Source organism: Frankia sp. AiPa1 (genome assembly GCF_023243075.1).
GTDB lineage: Bacteria > Actinomycetota > Actinomycetes > Frankiales > Frankiaceae > Frankia.
This window is the reverse complement of sequence record NZ_JALKFZ020000196.1, coordinates 1-17,845: the sequence shown is the minus strand read 5'-3', so window position 1 is coordinate 17,845 and position 17,845 is coordinate 1. Positions and strand designations below refer to the sequence as shown.

13 protein-coding genes are annotated in these 17,845 nt (G+C 73.3%); 7 read left to right on the top strand and 6 right to left on the bottom strand.

Going from position 1 to position 17,845, the window contains the following annotated elements; translation table 11 throughout:
- Positions 1-14 precede the first annotated feature (14 nt).
- From MXD95_RS27615 to MXD95_RS27605, 3 genes are all read left to right on the top strand, one after another.
- On the top strand, positions 15-632 hold the full coding sequence (locus MXD95_RS27615; protein ID WP_250643672.1) for a TetR/AcrR family transcriptional regulator: 618 nt from the start codon (positions 15-17) through the stop codon (positions 630-632).
- A gap of 103 nt (positions 633-735) precedes the next feature.
- Positions 736-1,830, top strand: a complete 1,095-nt coding sequence (locus MXD95_RS27610; protein ID WP_250643671.1) for an alpha/beta hydrolase — start codon at positions 736-738, stop codon at positions 1,828-1,830.
- A gap of 124 nt (positions 1,831-1,954) precedes the next feature.
- Positions 1,955-3,496, top strand: coding sequence for an aldehyde dehydrogenase family protein (locus MXD95_RS27605; RefSeq protein ID WP_250643670.1), 1,542 nt, complete (start codon positions 1,955-1,957; stop codon positions 3,494-3,496).
- A gap of 71 nt (positions 3,497-3,567) precedes the next feature.
- Here MXD95_RS27605 and MXD95_RS27600 read toward each other — a convergent pair whose 3' ends face one another.
- Both MXD95_RS27600 and MXD95_RS27595 read right to left on the bottom strand, forming a co-directional pair.
- A complete protein-coding gene (locus MXD95_RS27600; RefSeq protein WP_250643669.1) occupies positions 3,568-4,341 on the bottom strand; it encodes an AfsR/SARP family transcriptional regulator in 774 nt (257 codons plus the stop codon).
- A 271-nt stretch (positions 4,342-4,612) separates the two neighbouring features.
- Entirely contained in the window at positions 4,613-7,432 is a 2,820-nt protein-coding gene (locus MXD95_RS27595; RefSeq protein WP_250643668.1) for an AAA family ATPase, read from the bottom strand.
- Positions 7,433-8,234: 802 nt separating this feature from the next.
- Here MXD95_RS27595 and MXD95_RS27590 point away from each other — a divergent pair.
- The 3 genes from MXD95_RS27590 (at position 8,235) to MXD95_RS27580 (ending at position 11,349) form a co-directional block, all read left to right on the top strand.
- A complete protein-coding gene (locus MXD95_RS27590; protein ID WP_250643667.1) occupies positions 8,235-9,425 on the top strand; it encodes a cytochrome P450 in 1,191 nt (396 codons plus the stop codon).
- Positions 9,426-9,455: 30 nt separating this feature from the next.
- Positions 9,456-10,052, top strand: a complete 597-nt coding sequence (locus MXD95_RS27585) for a TetR/AcrR family transcriptional regulator (RefSeq protein ID WP_250643666.1) — start codon at positions 9,456-9,458, stop codon at positions 10,050-10,052.
- A 94-nt stretch (positions 10,053-10,146) separates the two neighbouring features.
- Entirely contained in the window at positions 10,147-11,349 is a 1,203-nt protein-coding gene (locus MXD95_RS27580; protein WP_250643665.1) for a sensor histidine kinase, read from the top strand.
- 63 nt (positions 11,350-11,412) lie between these two features.
- On the opposite strand, the gene MXD95_RS27575 is transcribed toward MXD95_RS27580, so the two are convergent.
- The 4 genes from MXD95_RS27575 to MXD95_RS27560 all read right to left on the bottom strand — a co-directional run bounded on the left by MXD95_RS27575 (position 11,413) and on the right by MXD95_RS27560 (position 16,311).
- The gene (locus MXD95_RS27575; protein WP_250643664.1) at positions 11,413-12,516 is read right to left on the bottom strand and encodes a sensor histidine kinase; all 1,104 of its coding nucleotides are present in this window, start codon (positions 12,514-12,516) and stop codon (positions 11,413-11,415) included.
- 100 nt (positions 12,517-12,616) lie between these two features.
- Positions 12,617-13,279 (bottom strand): response regulator transcription factor, encoded by a 663-nt coding sequence (locus tag MXD95_RS27570; RefSeq protein WP_250643663.1) that lies wholly within the window; start codon positions 13,277-13,279, stop codon positions 12,617-12,619.
- A 134-nt stretch (positions 13,280-13,413) separates the two neighbouring features.
- A complete protein-coding gene (locus tag MXD95_RS27565) occupies positions 13,414-14,676 on the bottom strand; it encodes a hypothetical protein (RefSeq protein WP_250643662.1) in 1,263 nt (420 codons plus the stop codon).
- A 432-nt stretch (positions 14,677-15,108) separates the two neighbouring features.
- Entirely contained in the window at positions 15,109-16,311 is a 1,203-nt protein-coding gene (locus tag MXD95_RS27560; protein ID WP_250643661.1) for a cation diffusion facilitator family transporter, read from the bottom strand.
- Positions 16,312-16,843: 532 nt separating this feature from the next.
- Here MXD95_RS27560 and MXD95_RS27555 point away from each other — a divergent pair.
- Positions 16,844-17,704 (top strand): SDR family NAD(P)-dependent oxidoreductase, encoded by an 861-nt coding sequence (locus tag MXD95_RS27555; RefSeq protein ID WP_250643660.1) that lies wholly within the window; start codon positions 16,844-16,846, stop codon positions 17,702-17,704.
- Positions 17,705-17,845: the final 141 nt, after the last annotated feature.

Here is a 17,845-nt window from a genome sequence, read left to right as displayed (position 1 = left end):
GGAGGTGGCTGATCGTGACGGTGATCCCCGCCCCCGCCCCCGCCCCCGCCCCGACCGCGGGGCGCCGCCGCGGCGACACCCTGCGCAGGGCGATCTACGACGCGGTGTTCGACCAGCTTCAGACCACCGGCTACGCCGGCCTCACGATGGACCGTGTCGCCGCCGCCGCCCAGACCAGCAAGGCTGTCCTGTACCGCCGCTGGGCCTCCAAGGAGGAGATGGTCGGCGAGGCGCTGCGGCACACGCTGCCCGCGCCGGCCGATGTGCCGCTCACCGGAGACCTGCGCGCCGACGTCCTGGCGCTGCTGGGCTGCATCCAGGCGGCGTTCACCGCGACCCGGGGCACGGCGTTCCAGCTCGTGTCCGCCGAGGCGGGCTGCGACCGCCCCCTCGTCCGGCAGTCGATCATCGACCATGTGGTCGAACCGTGTATCGCCCTGATCCTCGACGTGCTGCGGCGTGCGGCGGACCGCGGCGAGATCAGCCCCGACGCGGCCAACGAGCTGGTGGCCGCGAGCGGGCCGGCCATGCTGGTGCAGTACTCCCTGGTCCGCGAGCCGATCGTGCCCGACGAGTACGTCCGCTCGGTGGTCGACCAGATCGTCGTCCGCCTCGCCCTGCCACCGCGGTGAGCAGGCTCGCCTAAGCCACGATTAAGCGGCACCCCGGACGGTACCTCCAGCCAGCCGAACGCCCATGGCTGGCAGCCCTCGAGCGCAGGAGGTGCCGGCCCCGGTGAACGACGTCGCCGAGCTCGCGCAGTACATCACCGTGCACGCGGGGGCCCAGGGCATCCCGCCCGCGCGGTACCGCCCCCTGCTGGCCGCGATCACCCACGACGGGGTGGGGCCCGGATCCTGGGTCCACGAGTGGAGTACCGCCGCGGCCGCGCTCGAACGCGACGGACGCCTGCTGGAGGCCTCCCGCTACCACAACATGGCCCGCTTCCCCTTCGTGGACGGCCCAGCCCGCCGGGAGGCCCTGGACCGATGTGTGGACGTGTTCGCCCGCTGGGCGCGCGAGCACACCCCGCTGCGCCGGGTGGACCTCGATCTGCCGGGCGGCCCGCTCGGCTGCTGGACCGTCGGGCTGGAACCCGGTGCGCCGCAGCCGCTGCTGCTGGTCTGCGGCGGGATCGTCAGCGTGAAGGAGCAGTGGGCACCGCTGCTGCTGAGGGCCCGCGCACTGGGCATGGCCGGCCTGGTCACCGAACTGCCCGGTGTCGGCGAGAACACGGCGAGCTACGGCCCGCACAGCGTGCGGATGTGGCCGCAGATCCTCGATGCCCTCGCCGAGCGCGGTGTGGAGGTCAGCCGGGCGTACGCCTGCGCGCTGAGCTTCAGCGGTCATCTGGCGCTCGCCGCCGCGCCGACCGATCGACGGCTGCGCGGTCTGGTGCTGGCCGGCGCGCCGGTCCATGACTTCTTCACCGACGCCGCCTGGCAGGAGCGACTGCCCCGGGTCACCGTGGACACGCTCGCCCACCTCACCGGCAGGCCCGCGGACACGGCGCTGGCCTCGATGCGCGGCTGGGCGCTGCCGGCCGAGCCGCTGCGCACGCTCACCATCCCGGCACACGTCCTGGTCAGCCGCCGGGACGAGATCATCCCACCCGGCGACGTGCGGTACCTGCGCCGCAACCTGCGTCACCTGCACATCCGCAGCAATGACGACGTGCACGGATCGCCCGGCCACGTCGCCGAGAGCGGCCTGTGGCTGGTGCTGTCCCTGCTGCGCATGCTGCGGGCCGACCGGCGCCAGCGTGCCGCCCTGCGCTGGCAGCTCGGGATGGCCCGGGCTCGGCGCGGCCTGTCCGCCCGTCCCGCCTGACCCACCCGTCCCGCCTGACCGACTGACCCGCCTGACCGAGATCGGCCACCGCCGAACGGGACTTCGACTCCGGTGACGTCGTGAAACCGGTGCTGCTCCCCGCGGCGGCCCGAGGAGGAGACGCATGAGCGACATCGAGCGGACCGAGTTGACTGATCGGACCGAGTTGACTGGGCCGACCGAGTTGACTGGGCCGACCGAGTTGACTGGGCTGGCCAGGTTGACCAGGACCTGGACGATCGGTGGCCAGGCGGTGCCCGGGGAGCGGCATTACGAGGTGACGGACCCCGCCACCGGCAAGCCGCTCGCCGACGCGCCCGCGGCCGCCGCCCGCGACCTCGACGCGGCGATGGCGGCCGCGCGGGAGGCGTTCCCGGCCTGGCGGCTCGACGAGGGCCGCCGCCGGGGCGCTCTGGCCGCGGCCGCCGACGCGATCACCGCCGCGCTGGGGGACCTTGCCGCGATCCTCACCGCCGAACAGGGCAAGCCCCGCGCGGAGGCGCAGGCGGAGATCGCCGGCGGCGTGCTGTGGCTGCGCTACTTCGCCGGGCTGGAGATCCCGCGGGAGGTGGTGCAGGACGACGAGCGCGGTTTCGCCGAGGTCCTGCGCCGTCCGCTCGGCGTGGTGGCCGCGATCGTCCCGTGGAACTTCCCGGTCGCACTCGCGCTGTGGAAACTCGCCCCGGCGCTGCGGGCGGGCAACACCGTCGTGCTCAAGCCGTCACCGTTCACTCCCCTGACGACCCTCGCGCTGGGCGAACTCCTTCGTCCCGTGCTGCCGCCCGGCGTGCTCAACGTGGTGTGCGGACCGGAACCGCTCGGCGCGCTCACCGCGGCCCATCCGGTCCCGCGCCGACTCAGCTTCACCGGCTCGACCGCGACCGGCCGCGAGGTGCTCCGTGCCGGGGTCGACGACCTGCGCCGGGTGACCCTCGAGCTCGGCGGCAACGACGCTGCCCTCGTGCTGGCCGATGCCGACCCGGCGGCGATCGCCGAGAGCCTGTTCTGGGCGGCGTTCCGCAACAACGGGCAGTTCTGCCTGGCCGTCAAGCGGGTGTACGTACCCCGTTCCCGGCACGACGAGCTGGCCGAGGCGCTCGCGGCGCAGGCCGCGGCGGCGGTCGTCGGCCCTGGGGCCCACCCGGACACCCAGCTCGGCCCGCTCACCCTGGACCGCCAGCGCACCCGGGTGGCGGACCTGGTCGACCACGCGGTCGCCGGGGGTGCGATCGCGCTGTGTGGCGGCGTCCCCCTGGACCGGCCCGGCTACTTCTATGCCCCCACCGTGCTGGCCGGTGCGCGCGACGGCACCCCGATCGTCGACGAGGAACAGTTCGGCCCGGCGCTGCCGGTCATCCCCTACGACGACCTCGAGGACGCGGTGGCCGCCGCGAACGGCACACCGTTCGGACTCACCGCTTCGGTGTGGTCCGCCGACCCCGAGCGGGCGGCCGAAGTGGCGACCCGGCTCGATGCCGGGCAGGTGTCCGTGAACGCACACGGCTCCGGGCTACGGCCGGATCTGCCGTTCGGCGGGCACAAGGCCAGCGGACTTGGCGTCGAGAACGGGCGCTGGGGCCTCGAGACGTTCAGCGAGCCGCAGGTGCTCATCACCGCGTCCCGCCGCCGGCCCGAGGCCCCCCCGCGCGAGGCCGCTCCACACTAGGCGACGCCGGGCCTGGGACCCGGGCCTCGGGCCTCGGGCCTCGGGCCTCGGGCCTCGGGCCTCGGGCCTGGCTAGGCGACCCTGCGCGGCACGACGGACGGCAGCACGTCGTCGGCCAGAATCGCCTGGTGCACCTCGCGCAGCGCCCGGCCGGGTTCCAGGCCCAGCTCGTCGACGAGGATCCGGCGGGTGTGCTGGTACTGCCGCAGCGCGTCGGCGGCCCGGTCGGCGTGGTAGAGCGCGAGCATCAGCTGACGGCAGAAGGTCTCCCGCAGCGGATGCTCGGCAATCAGCCGCCGAAGGGGCGCCACCACCTCACGGTGGCGCCCAAGGCGCAGCTTGACCTCGACCATCATCTCGAAGCATTCCAGGCGGCACTCCTCGAGCCAGGTCGCGAAGCCGTCCACCACCGGCCCGCCGCGTAGACCGTCCAGCGCGGGTCCGCGCCACAGCCCCAGAGCGGACTCGAGCAGGCCCACCGCGTCCTCGTCGCGCCCCTGCCGTTCCCGCTCGCGACCGAGCGCGACGAGGCGCTGGAAGGCGTGCAGGTCCAGCTCATCGGAGCCGAGAACCAGCCGGTATCCCGGCGTCACGGTATCAATGGCGCTGGTCGCCGAGCACGCGCCGAGGAGTTTCCGCAGCTGCGAGATGTAGACATGCACGGCAGCGCTGGTCCTGCGCGGAGTGTGCTCGTTCCAGACCTCGGTCACGAGCCGATCGATAGAGACGATCTGGTCGGCGCACACGAGCAGGACTGCGAGGGTGACCGCCGACTTGCGGGCATTGATCGAGCCGTAGTCGTCCTTGCCCATCATACGCAGTGGGCCCAGTACCTCGTACCTCACGAACCACCTGCCATCATCGGATGTCGACCGGTACCAGGCGTGGCCGGGACGCCAGGAAATACCGGCATCGGTGATACTGGTCAGCCACGAGGTTAGGCAGGCACCCCACCACGGGCCAACCCCAGATATCGGTCGGCGTCTTCTACCGGGCCCATGCACGCCAGCCCCTATCGGGAGCGCGCGCCGTTCCGGGGTTGGCACCGCCGACCCGCATCCGACAATCGCATGGCCGATGTCCCATCGCACCGTACAAAGGACGGTCCGGTTCGGATCAGGAGAGCTGAAATGCGATCTTGCCAGCACCGCTCCCCATTACCCGGCGCAGTTCGGCGCGCCGGTGCACCTTCAGCTTGCGGTAGACCTGGGTGAGGTGCTGCTCGACGGTGCTGACGGTGATGTGCAGCAACGCCGCGATCTCCCGGTTGGTGCTGCCGCCGGCGGCAAGCAGCGCCACCCGCCGCTCGGCGGTGCTCAGCCGGGACGCGTCCCCCGCGGCGAGCGACAGTGTCACCGGCAGGTCGCCGGGCACGACGCCGAGCTCGCCGATCGGGCGGCCCGGCACCGCGACGCCGCACTCGCGGGCCAGGGCCCGGGCCCGGCGGGCAGTCGCCCGCGCCCGCTCGTGCTCGCCGAGACCGTGCTGCGCGTCGCTCAGGTCGGCCAGCGCACCGGCCAGTTCGTACCGGTCGCCGCTGGCCTGCAGCTGCTCGACGGCGGCGGCAAGGACATCGGTACGCCGGTGCCGTTCGGACGTCGCGGCGAGCACCCGCAGGGTCAGCCCACCCGTGCGTCCTCGGGCGCCACCCGGGCGGCCCAGCTGCGCGTCGACCAGCTCGCGGGCGGCGTCCCGGTCACCGATGGCCAGCCGGGCCAGCGCCGTGTCGCTGCGCCACGGCACCAACGCGGGCAGGTCCAGGCCCCAGGAGCGCATCATCTCCCCGCAGGCCAGGAAGTCGTCCAGGGCGGCGTAGGGCCGGCCGGTGGCCAGGTAGTGCCGCCCGCGGGCGCGCAGGTAGGCCAGGCCGAACCTGGTCGAGAACATCGCGGCGGGGATCGGGGCGCGCAGTTCCTGGTCGGCCTCGGCATGCCGGCCCACCGCGGAGGTGGCGGCGACCAGGCTTCCCAACGGCAGCCCGACCGCCACTCCCCAGCTGGGCGTCGCGATGTGGGTCAGCGCGGCCTGCGCGTGCCGGATCGCCTCGGGCAGTGCGCCGAGCCGGAAGGCGATCTCCGCCCGCAGCCCGCTCAGCAGCCCGATCCAGGAGGACACCCGACGTTCGTGGGCTTCCGCCAGCAGGCCGTCGCACAGCACGACGGCCCGCTGCGCGCAGTCGGCGTAGACCAGGACACACAGCGCGGCGTGCGCCGCGTCGATGGTGGTGTCGTCGAGCCGGATCGTCTCCAGGACCCGCTCGGCGCTGCTGATCGCGCGCTCGTCCGCGCCACTGGAGAGCACGTCGACCAGGGCGCAGGTGCTGCGGGTCAGCTCGTCGACCGTCACCGCACTGCCGTGGTCGGCCGGCAGGACCGTGTCGAGCTGCCACAGCAGCGGCGGGGACCACGTGCGCAGCCAGGGCCGCAGCCAGAGCGTGCCGCCGCCCGCCCCGGCCGTGGCCGCGGGCCCGGTGGCGTCCGGCAGCCCGCCGACCGCGGCCACCGCGTCCTCGAACCGGCCATGCCACATCAGCGGCCCGATCAGGGCCAGCCGCTGGTCCGCCGGCAGGTCAGCGGCGGGCGACGAGGTCAGCGGGAGCAGGTGCCGCATCGCCACCGCCGGGTCGGCCCGCCACTCGGCGCGGGCCCGGCGCAGGGCGATCTCCTGGCGCTCCGCCTCGTCGCCGGCCGCCTCGCGGGCGGCACACAGACAGCGGACGGCCAGCTCCACGTCGTCGCGGCGCAGGGCCTGGTCGGCCGCGGCCGTCAGCACCCGGGCCGCCCACGGGTCGGCACTGAGGTTGGCTTCGACGAGATGCCAGGCCACGCTGGGGGTGGCCTCGTCCTGTTCGTAGCGCAGCTCGGCCGCCCGCCGGTGCAGCCGGGCCTGCAGGTCGGGCGCGGTCTCACCCAGTACCGCCCGGCGCGTCGCCGGGTGCCGGAACCGCCAGCCGTCCAGCACCCCGGACTCGCGCAGTGCCCGCACCGCACCGGCCAGCACCGCGTGGTCCAGGCCGATCAGCTGCCCCAGCAGGGTCGCGAGGCTCTCGTCGTCCCGGGCGGCCGGGGCCGTGCCGCCCGGCTCGCCCAGGATGGCGATGCCACGGGCGACGGCGAAGGCCACCGGTTTCATCCGGTGCAACAGGGTGACGACCGCCAGGTCGAAGGTCTCGCCGGCTTCCCCCGAACCACCCGTCGAGAATCCGGGGCCGCCGGTTGCCGGGTGCAGGTCGTCGAGCATGGCGCGGGTCAGCAACGGGCTCCCCCCGCCGCATTCATACAGCCGGTTCACCAGCTCCGCGGACACGAAGGTGTCAGAACGACTGGCGGCGAGGGCGGCGACGCCGGCACGGCTGAGCGGCTCGACGACCAGAACGCGGGAATGTGGCTGGCTCAGCAGCTCGGCGCGGCAGTGGAAGGTGCGCCCCGAGGCGGTGAGCACGAGCATCATCGGACGGTTCCTGAGCCGCTGGGCGAGATACAGCAGAAAATCGACCGAGCTCCTGTCCGCGTGGTGCACGTCGTCCACCATGAGGACGACCGGGTGGGTGTCGGCTATCGACAGCAGGGCCTGGCTGAGTTGTTCCAGCGCCCCGATGGGCAGGGTCCGCCCGGTGAGCTGGTGGGCCGCACCGGCGGTGGCCGCGACCACCGGCGCCGCGCTGGCCGCGGCCACCGTCTGGGCGCACTGGGCGAGCTGGCGCAGCAGGCCGAGCTGCAGTGCGCCCTCGGCCTGGGTGCCCAGCGCGGTGATCACCCACGCCCCGCGCCGTCTCGCCTCCTCCGCCAGCACGGCGCACACCGCGGTTCGGCCGGCGGACGACGGCCCGGTCAGCGCCACGAAACGCCCGCGCGAGGCGCAGGCGTCCGCGAGAAGTGCCCGGAGTTCCCCCAGCACCGCGTCTCGTTCTACCAGGACCAGACCCGCTGCAGGCATCGAACGTACCCTCCACTATCGGCAGGATGCTCGGAATGGGTTGGACCAGGACGCCGACGCGAGGCTCGGACCGGAGCCCGCACGGCTGCGCCACCCAACGAATCGCCGTGGGTCGCTCCGTACCGGGCAGCCCCGCACGCTCCCACTCCATACAGAAAATAGAAACAGCCGCCCGTTGTTGTTTGCTGCCGATAATAGCCGCCGGAATCGACACCGCCAACCGTGATCGGAGCGGCCGGCCGACGTCGCGCCCATGCACACCATCCGCCGGATTGTCACGCCGCGCACGCCGTGTGACCCTCCTCACGATATTTGTCGGCCAGAATAGAGCAGAAATGATCCACAACACCTGGCGTCACCGCCGAGGGATTCAGCCGGGAATAGGGACGACAGTAGGCGGACCTGGCAATGGATGCGCGGAATGCATACCTGGACGACGGTCGATCATCCCACGGATCGACCGCCCGAGCCGCGCCGCCACCTGCGTCAACCCCGCCATCAGGGCATTCTCCACCGGCAAGGCCCACCCCGTTGCCGGAGGCAGCCCGCGACCACCAGGGCCAGCGCCGCCGACAGCGGCACCCGCCACTGGCCACACCTCGTGGCGGACCGCGCCTCGTGGCGGACCACACCTCGTGGCGGACCGCACCCCGCCGCACGCCGCGCCCCACACGAGCAGCACCCCTCTCCACCGTAGGACACGCGCGAGCCAGAACCGATAGTCACTTCTCATTTTCATGATAGCGTTCCGCTCGCGCGATTACGATGGGTAACCGTTGGAGGAGTTCGGAGGAGGATCGTCATGACCGAGGAAGCTGATATTCCGTTGCAACTACAGCGGAATGGGTTTGATCCGTCGGCGGGACTGTCCCGGGCCCGCGAACAGGCAGGGCTCGCCCCGGTCACGACCACCTTCGGCGCGGCGGCGCTCCTGGTCAGCCGCTACGACGATGTCCGCGAGGTGCTCGGCGCCTCGGCCCGGTTCGGCAACGACGTCCCCCTCGAGGGGGATCCGAGCCTGAGCCCCGCGGAACGCACCCGGCTGCGCACCGGCAACCTGCTCACCAAGGATCCGCCGGAGCACACCCGCCTGCGCCGGGTCCTCACGCCCGAGTTCACCCCAGGGCGGATGCGCCGGCTCGAAGCGCGGATCGTGGACATCGTCGACGACGCGCTGGAGAGCATGGCGAAGTCCGGTCGCCCCGTCGACCTCGTCACCGCGTTCGCCCTGCCGGTGCCGTCCCTGGTGATCTGCGAACTGCTCGGTGTGCCGTTCGCCGACCGGGACGAGTTCCAGCACCGCACCGGCCGCCAGGTCGACGCGTCGCTGCCGGTCACGCAGCGGATGAAGTACCAGCGCGAGAGCCGCGCGTACATGGCGACCCTGGTGGAGCGGGCGCGCGCGGATCCCGGCGACGACATCCTGGGCATGCTGGTGCGCCAGCACAGCGACGATCTCACCGACGAGGAACTGGTCGGGATCGCGTCTCTGCTGCTGCTCGCCGGGCACGAGACGACGGCGAACATGCTGGCGCTCGGCACGCTGGCGCTGCTTCGTCATCCCGACCAGCTCGCCCTGGTGCGGGACGACCCGGACGCCATCGGGCCCGCCGTCGAGGAGATGCTGCGCTGGCTGACCATCGTCCCTTCCGGCGCCACCCGGATCACCCGGACCGACGTGCGGATCGGGGACCGGAACCTCGCAGCCGGCGAGAAGCTCCTGGTCTCCCTGCCCGCTGCCAACCGGGACCCGGCCCTGATCGATGCCCCCGACCGGTTCGACGTCACCCGAGGAACGACCGGTCACCTGGCCTTCGGCCACGGCCTGCACTACTGCCTGGGTGCGCCGCTGGCCCGGATGGAGCTGCGCACCGCGTTCCCGGCGCTGTTGCGCCGCTTTCCGTCGCTCGCACTCGCCGTCGACTTCGACCAGGTGCGGTTCCGCTCCTCCCATCTCGTCTACGGGCTGCGGGAGCTTCCCGTGACCTGGTGAGTGCGCCGATGCCACTGGTAGCGTGCCCCGATGACGGCATCTGGGCGCCCCACGCTGCGGGTCGACGCCGCCCGCAACTATGACCGGATCATCGCCGCCGCGGACGACGCCTTTCAGGCCGACGGGTCGGCAGTGACGTTGGAGCAGGTGGCGCGCCGCGCCGGCGTGGGCGTGGCCACCGTCTATCGGCACTTCCCCAGCCGGGACCACCTGCTCCAGGCGGTCTTCGAGCGTCTCGTCACGCGACTGCGGCGCGACCCCGCCCAGGACGGCGACGACCCGTGGCGTGACCTGGCCGACGCGCTGGCGGCGACGGTCGAGGCGCTGGCGGCCCGCCAGGTGATCCTCGCCCTCGTCCACGAGAGCGGCGGTGTGCGGGCCAGTGGCATCCGCAGCTACTACCTGTCGATGGAACGTCTGTTGCAGCGCGCTCAGGCAGCCGGGCGGGCGCGGCCCGACGTCGAGGCCCGCGATCTCGGCGCGCTCGTGGTGATGGCGCTCGCGACCGTCCGTTCCGACGACCCGGCCGGCCTCGACTGGCGACGGTACCTCTGCCTGCTGTTGGATGGGCTGCGCCCGGCGCCGACGCCCCTGCCGCCGCCCCTGCGCCACGACCTCCCGACCTGATGGTGGGGCCGCCCTGGCCCAGCGCCCGTCCCCGCGCGACCGACGGGATCCCCACGCCTACCCAACGGCGGGGTCCCCGCCCGGTGAGCGGCGGATGCTGGCAGGCGTGCGGATGGCCGGCGATGACCTCTCCCTGGCCGCGGGTGTCCTGCGCGTCGCGGCCGCGCTGCCCTCGAGTGGCCCGCGGGCAGGTGATCTCACCCCGCTGGCAGCCTGGCTGGGTCCTCGGATCGGCGCGCGCGAGGTGGTGATCCGCGTGCATGGGCCGCAGCTCGCCCGCGAGCACGCCTGGTCCGCACCACCGCCGCCGCCCGCCGGGGGCGGGACCGGGACCGGGACCGGAGGCGGAAGCGGAAGCGGGACGGCGAGCGGGGACCGGGCTGGCGGGCCGGGTGTCTCGCTGGTCCGTCCCGTCCTGCGGCTCGGCGCGCAGAACGGCACGCTGGCGGTGCACCTGCCGTCACCGCCGGACGCGGCGCTCACCGCGCGGGTGACCCAGGTCGCCGCCGTCCTCGGACCGGTGCTCGGGGAGGCGGCGGCCCGCGAACAGGCGATCGGTGCGCGGCTCCGGCACCAGCAGACGCTCGCCAGAATCGCCGACGCCCGCTACCGGACCGCGTCCCAGATGGAAAGCGAGCGCCACGGGCTGGAACGCGACCTACACGACGGCGCGCAGCTGCATCTCGTCTCCCTGCAACTCGCCCTGGCCGTACTGGCGCACCGGATGGAGACCGGCGAGGCGGGTCCGGCCGTGCTGGCCGAGGCCACGGCTGATCTACGGGCCCGACTGAACCGCACGCACCGCATCCTCGCCGAGACCGCCGCCGGTGTCCCCCCCGGGCCCCTGCGGGACGAGGGCCTCGCCGCGGCGCTCACCGCGAGTTTCCAGGAGGCGCCCCGGGTCACCCTCGACATCGATCCGCGGGTGCGGGCCCGCCGCTACCCGAGCGCCGTGGAGAACGCGATGTACCTCGCCTGTCTGGAGGCCGTGAACAACGCGCTCAAACACGCCTCCGGTACCACGGTTACCGTCACGGTGAGCCAGAACTATCAGGGGCTGCGCTTCGAGGTGGTCGACGTCGGCCCCGGCCTCGACGATGCCGCCGCCACGGGTCCGGCGGGTGTGGAGGGTCCGACGGGCATGAAGGGTCCGACAGGCAGAGGGGGCCCGAACGGCACGGGGAGTCTGACCGGCCTGGGGGGTCTGCGGGCCCGGCTGGAGGCGGTCGGGGGCACGCTGCGGGTCTCCTCCGAGCCGGGCACCGGGACCCGTCTGACCGTCCTGGTGCCGTTCTGACCTCCTGGTGCCGTTCTGACCAGCTTCGGCGGGCACGATCACCCCTGCGGGACGGCGGTGATTTCACCTCTGGCTGCCGGAGAGCCGCTCCGGCAGCCAGAGGTGAATCTCCAGCCCGCCGGCCGCGTCGACCTCCACCCGCAGCCCGCCGCCGAGCGCCGCCAGACGCCGGGCGTCGGGCGCGAGCGCGGCCCGAACCGCTGACGCCACGCCGACCGGGTCGGTCACCCGGACGGCGAACCGGCCGTCGGACCGGGTGTAGTGCACCGCAAGCTCCGGGCCGTCGCCGGCCGGCAGCGCATCGAGCACTGCGGCGACCGCGTGGTAAACGCCGGACTCGACCTCCCAGCCGACCCGCCTTCCAAGATCGCCGCTGCGCCGCACCGGTCGGGCGAGCCGGCCCTCCAGGTCCCGCAGGGCCTCACTCGCCCCCCAGGCGCGCAGGGCTACCGGATGCACCGCGCGCACGACCTCGCGGAACTCCTCGATCAGGACGTCGACAGCACGCCGCAGATCGGCCAGCACGGCCGCGAGCCGCCCCGGATCCGCGTCAACCCTGTCAACCCTGTCGACCCCGCCAGCCCCGTCGACCGCGTCGGCGAACGCCTCGTAATGCCGTGTGACCTCCTCCAGCCGCCGGGTCGCGCCGGTCAGCATCCAGCCGGCGAGCCGCAGCCGCTCAGCCTCGAGCACCTCGACGAGATCGGACTCGATCCGCACCGCGTCCGCCACCAGCGCCTGCGCCTCGGCGATCCGCTCCTGGGCCGCGCTCACCGCGCGGGCCTCGCGCAGCAGCACCGTCACGCAGTCCGCCGTCTGGTCCAGCAGTTCGCCGGGCACCCGGGCCGGCGGGTGCCCGCTGTGGTTCCCGATCAGCAGGGCACCGGTCTGCCCCTGACCGTCGTGGACCGCGACCGCCCGCGCGGTGCCGGCCCGGATCGCCGCCGTGGGCACCGCGTCCACCGGTGCCCACGGTTGCTCCGTGGGGCTGTCCGCCTGCTCCGGAAGCCACAGGGATGCCCAACCCGTCCCGGTGGCCAGCGTGAGGTTGCGCAGCAACGGCGCGACCTGCCGGCCCAGGGGCGTTCCCGCTGGCAGTGGGACGACGTCCTCGGCCACCACCCGCCAGGCCGGACGCACCACCGGTGCGTTCAACGGTGCACTCACCGGAATCCACGCCGCGCGCACGCACACCACGCGCACGCACACCACGTGCGGTCACTCCGCCTGCACGCCGGGCGCTCGAACACCGCTCGGGGGCTGCCGCTCAGCGTGCGGCCTGGCGGGCGTCAAGGTAGCGCAGCACGGCGAGCACCCGCCGATGGTGTGAAGTGGAATCGGCGGGCAGGTCAAGCTTGGTGAAGATGCTGGCGATGTATTTTTCCACCGACTTCGCCGACAGGCACAGCGTGGCCGCGATGCCGCCGTTGGAGCGCCCCTCGGCCATGAGCCGCAGCACCTCCGTCTCCCGTGGGCTCAGCGACGCCAGCGGGCCGCCGGCGGCGCCGTGGCGCTCGAGTAGCCGCCCGGCCAGCGCCGGTTCGAGGACGATCTCGCCGGCGCGGATGCGGTCGAGGGTGTCGCTGAGGACCTGGACGCCGGCGATCCGGTCCTTGAGCCGGTACCCGATCCGCTCCGTGCCGATTTCGAGGAAGCGCACCAGGTAGAACGTCTCGGCATAGTGCGAGAGCAGGAGCAGCCCGACGCCCGGGCGGCGGGCCCGTACCCACGCCGCCGTCGTCAGCCCACCCTCCGGGCCCGGCGGCATCCGGATATCGAGCACGACGACGTCCACCGGTTCGGCCTCGAGCAGGGCGAGCAGTGCGTCGCCGTCCGCGACACATCCGACGACCTCGTGGCCCGCGGCCTCGAGCAGCATCACCAGGCCCTCACGGAACAGCGCCCCGTCGTCGGCGACCGCTACCCGCACGACACCCGACCGGGCAATGCGGAGCGTGTCTCAGACACCGACTCAGGCACCGTCTCAGGCATGGCCGAAATGCTGTCACGCCGCCACTCGCCGGTGCAGCTTATTCGGGAATGCCGGCGCGCTGAGCTCCAGCGTTATCGCGCCGCTGCGGCGGACCTCACCAGGCGAAGCCGGCCACCGGCGGTCAACGCCAGCACGGTGGCAGGCGCGGGTGGCAGCGTGGCGGGCGCGGGTGGCAGCGTGGCGGGCGCGGGTGGCAGAGCGGCCGGCATCGCCCGCGTCTGCACCGGATCCGTTCGCGGCGAGGAAATCTCGGGATCGTCTTCGACATCGCCTTTCACCGCGTCCCGCGGAAAGACTTCCGTACAATTCACCGAGAGTTCACGGATATCTGCCGGGGAAGCGTTTTCGCGCAGCGCACCAAGCCCGTCCGGCGGCTCCGGCACCTCCGGCGGCTCCGGCGACCGCGGTCGATCGGCCGCGGCGGGCGGCACGGCCCGCTGCGGTGCCGGGATCGCCCACCGTATGCGCTGAGCCTCAGCGACGGCGGTCCCGGCCGGCGGGCGGATCCGCAGCCGCACCCGGACGGCGGCCGGCAGCGCGTCGGCCAGCCGTCCCAGCGCGGTGAGCACCCCGTCCGGCAGCCCGCCTGGCACCGGCGGACCAATCCAGAACTCACACCAGCCCGGATCGTGCTCTGCCGCAAGCCAGGGCGCCTCCAGATGCCCGTGCGGCGGCTCATCCGCACAGTGTGCCGAGGACGCGCCGGTGCCGGCGCGGGACAGGGCCAGCCCGCTCGGCACGATCCGCACGGTCCACCCCTCCACCAGGTGATATCTGCCCTCGCCCAACGGGGCCAGGTCGGGTGCCGGAGCCCGCCAGCGGGCCGGACGGGGTGGGCCGGCCGGGGGATACACCGTCCACACGGCGAGCGGCTGCCACCGCCCGCCGCGCCCGACGTCCACGCAGGTGACGACCGGCCGTCCATCGACATCGTCGAGCAGCAGCCCGTGCTGCACCAGCAGGGGTGCGTCCAGACAGTCCGCCAGCGGCGCCATCGGCACGTTGCCGTAGCGCGCAACCACCGGCGTGGGATGGCCGTCCACGGCCAGCGCCCGCAGCAGCCCGGCGAGTGGTTCGGCCCCCGGCACACGCTCGCCCGGCGCACCGACGATCACCGTGAGCGCCCCGTCCGGTTGGGCCATGGCATGCAGCGCCGGATCATCCACGTTCGGCCGCGGCCCACCCGGCGCCCGCGCCCACAACCCGGCGGGCACCTCCACGACCTCGAGCACCCCCGGGTCGATCCCGCCCGGCACGTCCACCGGCATCGCCCGCACCACCGGCGCCGCCCGCACCGACACCGGCCGACGCCCCCGCACCTGCCTCGACGCCACCGCGCTTCCTCCTCCGCCCTCGGTCGGCACCCGCCGTCGGCCCCGCTGTCCGGGGCGGACTGGCTCACCCCTCCGATCCCCTCCCGATCACGTCGGCGGCGGCGAGGGCGGTTCACCTCCCGTCCGCCGCTGCCTCGCTCGCCGCACCACCGACCGGTCCCGCATCGCTGATGCGAGCCACCGGAGCCGGGTCGACGGGTCGGGGCTGCCCGATCGCCCCGCGGACATCACGCGATCATGAGGTTCCGCGGAACCGCCCACGCACCGGACCAACCCGCCTAACCCGCCCTCGTCACGGCTACCCAGGTCCGGTCAGACCCCTTCCTCGAGATCGTCACTTGAAGTGACCGCGAACCGGGTGGCGATCCCACTCCGCGGTGTGTCATGCGGGCCTCGGCGGGCATCGGCGGGCATCGGCGGGCCTCGGCGCGGTCATCGCGCGCTCGCGGGCGACCGCGGCTCGTCGTCGGCGGTCAGGGAGGGCTCGTCGGGGGCGGACAGACTCAGGACCGACTGCACGACGGCCGGCGAGGCCATCAGCTTCGCCTCGACCGCGCGCAGCCGCACCGCGACGCTGGACTCGTTCTCGTCGCCGACCAGGTCAACGTCACCGACGACGCTGACCATGCGCGGTCCCACCACCTCGACGCGCAGCTTGGAGATCCGCTCGACCTCGGGCAGCGCCAGCAGCGCACGCAGGGTGGCCGCACGAACCCGCGGGTCGGCCTCCTGGCCGACAAGGAAACGCCGGTTGCGCCCGATCAGCACGAGCGCGACCAGCCCCAACAGCACCCCGACCAGAATCGACCCGATGGCGTCGAATGCCGCCGTGCCGGTGGCCTGGTGCAGCCCCAGGCCGAGCGCCGCGATCAGGACGCCGCCGAGTGCCGCGGAGTCCTCGGCGAACACGGCCCGCAGCGTCGGGTCGGACGTGTCCAGCACATGCTCGATGACGTCACGGTCCATCGACGCCGCTTCCCTGCGGGCCTGCCGCGCGGACTGCAGGAACGAGGTCCCCTCCAGCGCGAACGACACCGCCAGCACGATGTAGCCGATCAGGTAGTCGCCGCTGTCCTTGGCGGCGAACAGCTCCTGCACCCCGTGGGTGACCGAGACCGCGCCGCCGGCGACGAACAGGCCCATCGCCGCGAACAGCGACCACACGTAGGCCTCCCGCCCGAAACCGAGCGGATGTCCCGGTTCCGGCGGACGCCGCGAGCGCCGCTGCGCCACGACCAGGAAGATCTCGTTACCGGTGTCGGCCCAGGAGTGCGCCGCCTCGGCCACCATCGACGCCGACCCGGTGATCAGCGCCGCCCCCGTCTTGGCGATGGCGATCACCAGATTGGCGACGAAGGCGATCGCGACGGTCAGCCCGCTCTCGCTCTTCTCGGCCCCGCCGTCCTGTTGCAACGGGATGGCACTGCGCGCCTCGACGGGCAGCTGACCTGGATCGGCCACCGCCTCGGGCGCCAGCCCGGCGGCCTCGGCCACCCGCACACTGCGTGCCGACGGCGTCCCGTCCGCCCGCCGGGACGGTTCGAGGCCGTCCATCTGGACGGTCGTCTCCGGCGAGGTGGGCTCCGCTGGCAACGGGGGCGGCTCGGCTCTGGGCGGGTCGGTCTGCGGGGACATACCCCACTGCATCGCCCGCGAGGACCATCCGCTAAACCGCTGGTTGGGAAAGTCTCGCCAGGTACCGACGGATCCCGCGGTGCCGACGGATACTGGCGCGGGCGCGGCCCGACGCTGGCGGAGTACCCGGTGATGGTTACATGATCGGGTGCCCGCCTCGACCGGACGCGGCGGATCTGCCGGCGAGGTGAGCACCAGCGTCGGCCCCTACCCACCCGGGCGCCCACGGCGGCGCATATACGCGCCCGAGTACGGGTGCCCACGTGAGCGCCGCACACACCGAACGTAACGGATGCATCAGACAGACCAGGTAGAGCGGGTGCCGATCACGTCAGGCCTGCCTGACACACCATCTCCGCACCGCCCGCTCGCCGCACCGCCCTGCCCCGCCCCGCCCTGCCCCGCCCGCCGCGCCCTGCCCCAGCACCGCCCCGCGGCGGTGGCCCCCCATAGGGGATCGCTTTCAGCTACGCCCCTTCGCCCCGAGCACCAGGGCGCCAACCCCGAACACCTTCGACCGTAGGAGACCGTCATGAGCACCGTTCGGGACAAGGTCGCCGTCATCACCGGAGCGGGCTCCGGCATCGGCCGGGCGCTCGCCCTGGGCATCGCCCAACGCGGCGGCGTCCTCGCCCTGTCCGACGTCGACGATGCCGCACTGGCCGAGACCGCGGCGCAGGTCAAGGCCCTCGGTGTGGACGTCCACACCGGACACCTGGATGTCGCGGACCGGGCCGCCGTCGAGGCGTACGCCGCGGACATCCGCGCCTGGTTCGGCCAGGTGCACCAGCTCTACAACAACGCGGGCATCGCCGGCGGCGGCGGCACGATCCTCGACGCCGACTGGTCGATCTACGACCGGGTGCTGGCGGTGAACCTCTGGGGTGTGCTGCATGGCACCCGCGCGTTCCTGCCGCACCTCATCGCGTCGGGCGACGGCCATGTCATCAACATCTCCAGCCTGTCCGGCCTCATGGCCCAGGCGGAACTCGGCCCATACTGCACGTCGAAGTTCGGCGTGCGCGGCTTCACCGAGACGCTTCGGCTGGAAATGCTGCGGGCCGGGCATCCCGTCCGGGTCACCGTCGTCCATCCCGGTGGGGTCAGGACCAACATCGCCAATGCGGCCCTGGACGAGACCCGCCGCCGCAGCGGCGGGGTCACCGACCGGGATCTGAGGAACACCCGCCTGTACAACGAGAAGCTGCTGAAGCTCCCGCCCACGCGGGCCGCCGACATCATCCTGCGCGGCGTCGAGGCGGGTCGCCCCCGCATCCTCGTCGGCACCGACGCCCTGGTCGCCGACCTCACCGCCCGCCTGATCCCCCGCCACTACCCGCGCATCGCGAGCCTGTTCCTGCGCGCGTTCGACCGCCAGGGCGAGCGCCCCTGATCCGCCGACTCGACGTACCCATCCCCGGCGACCCGGCCCACGGATCGCGTGCGGGCCCGACCGGGTCCGGGTCCGACCGGTGTCCGGGTCCGACCGGTGTCCGGGTCCGACCGGTGTCCGGGTCCGACCGGTGTCCGGGTC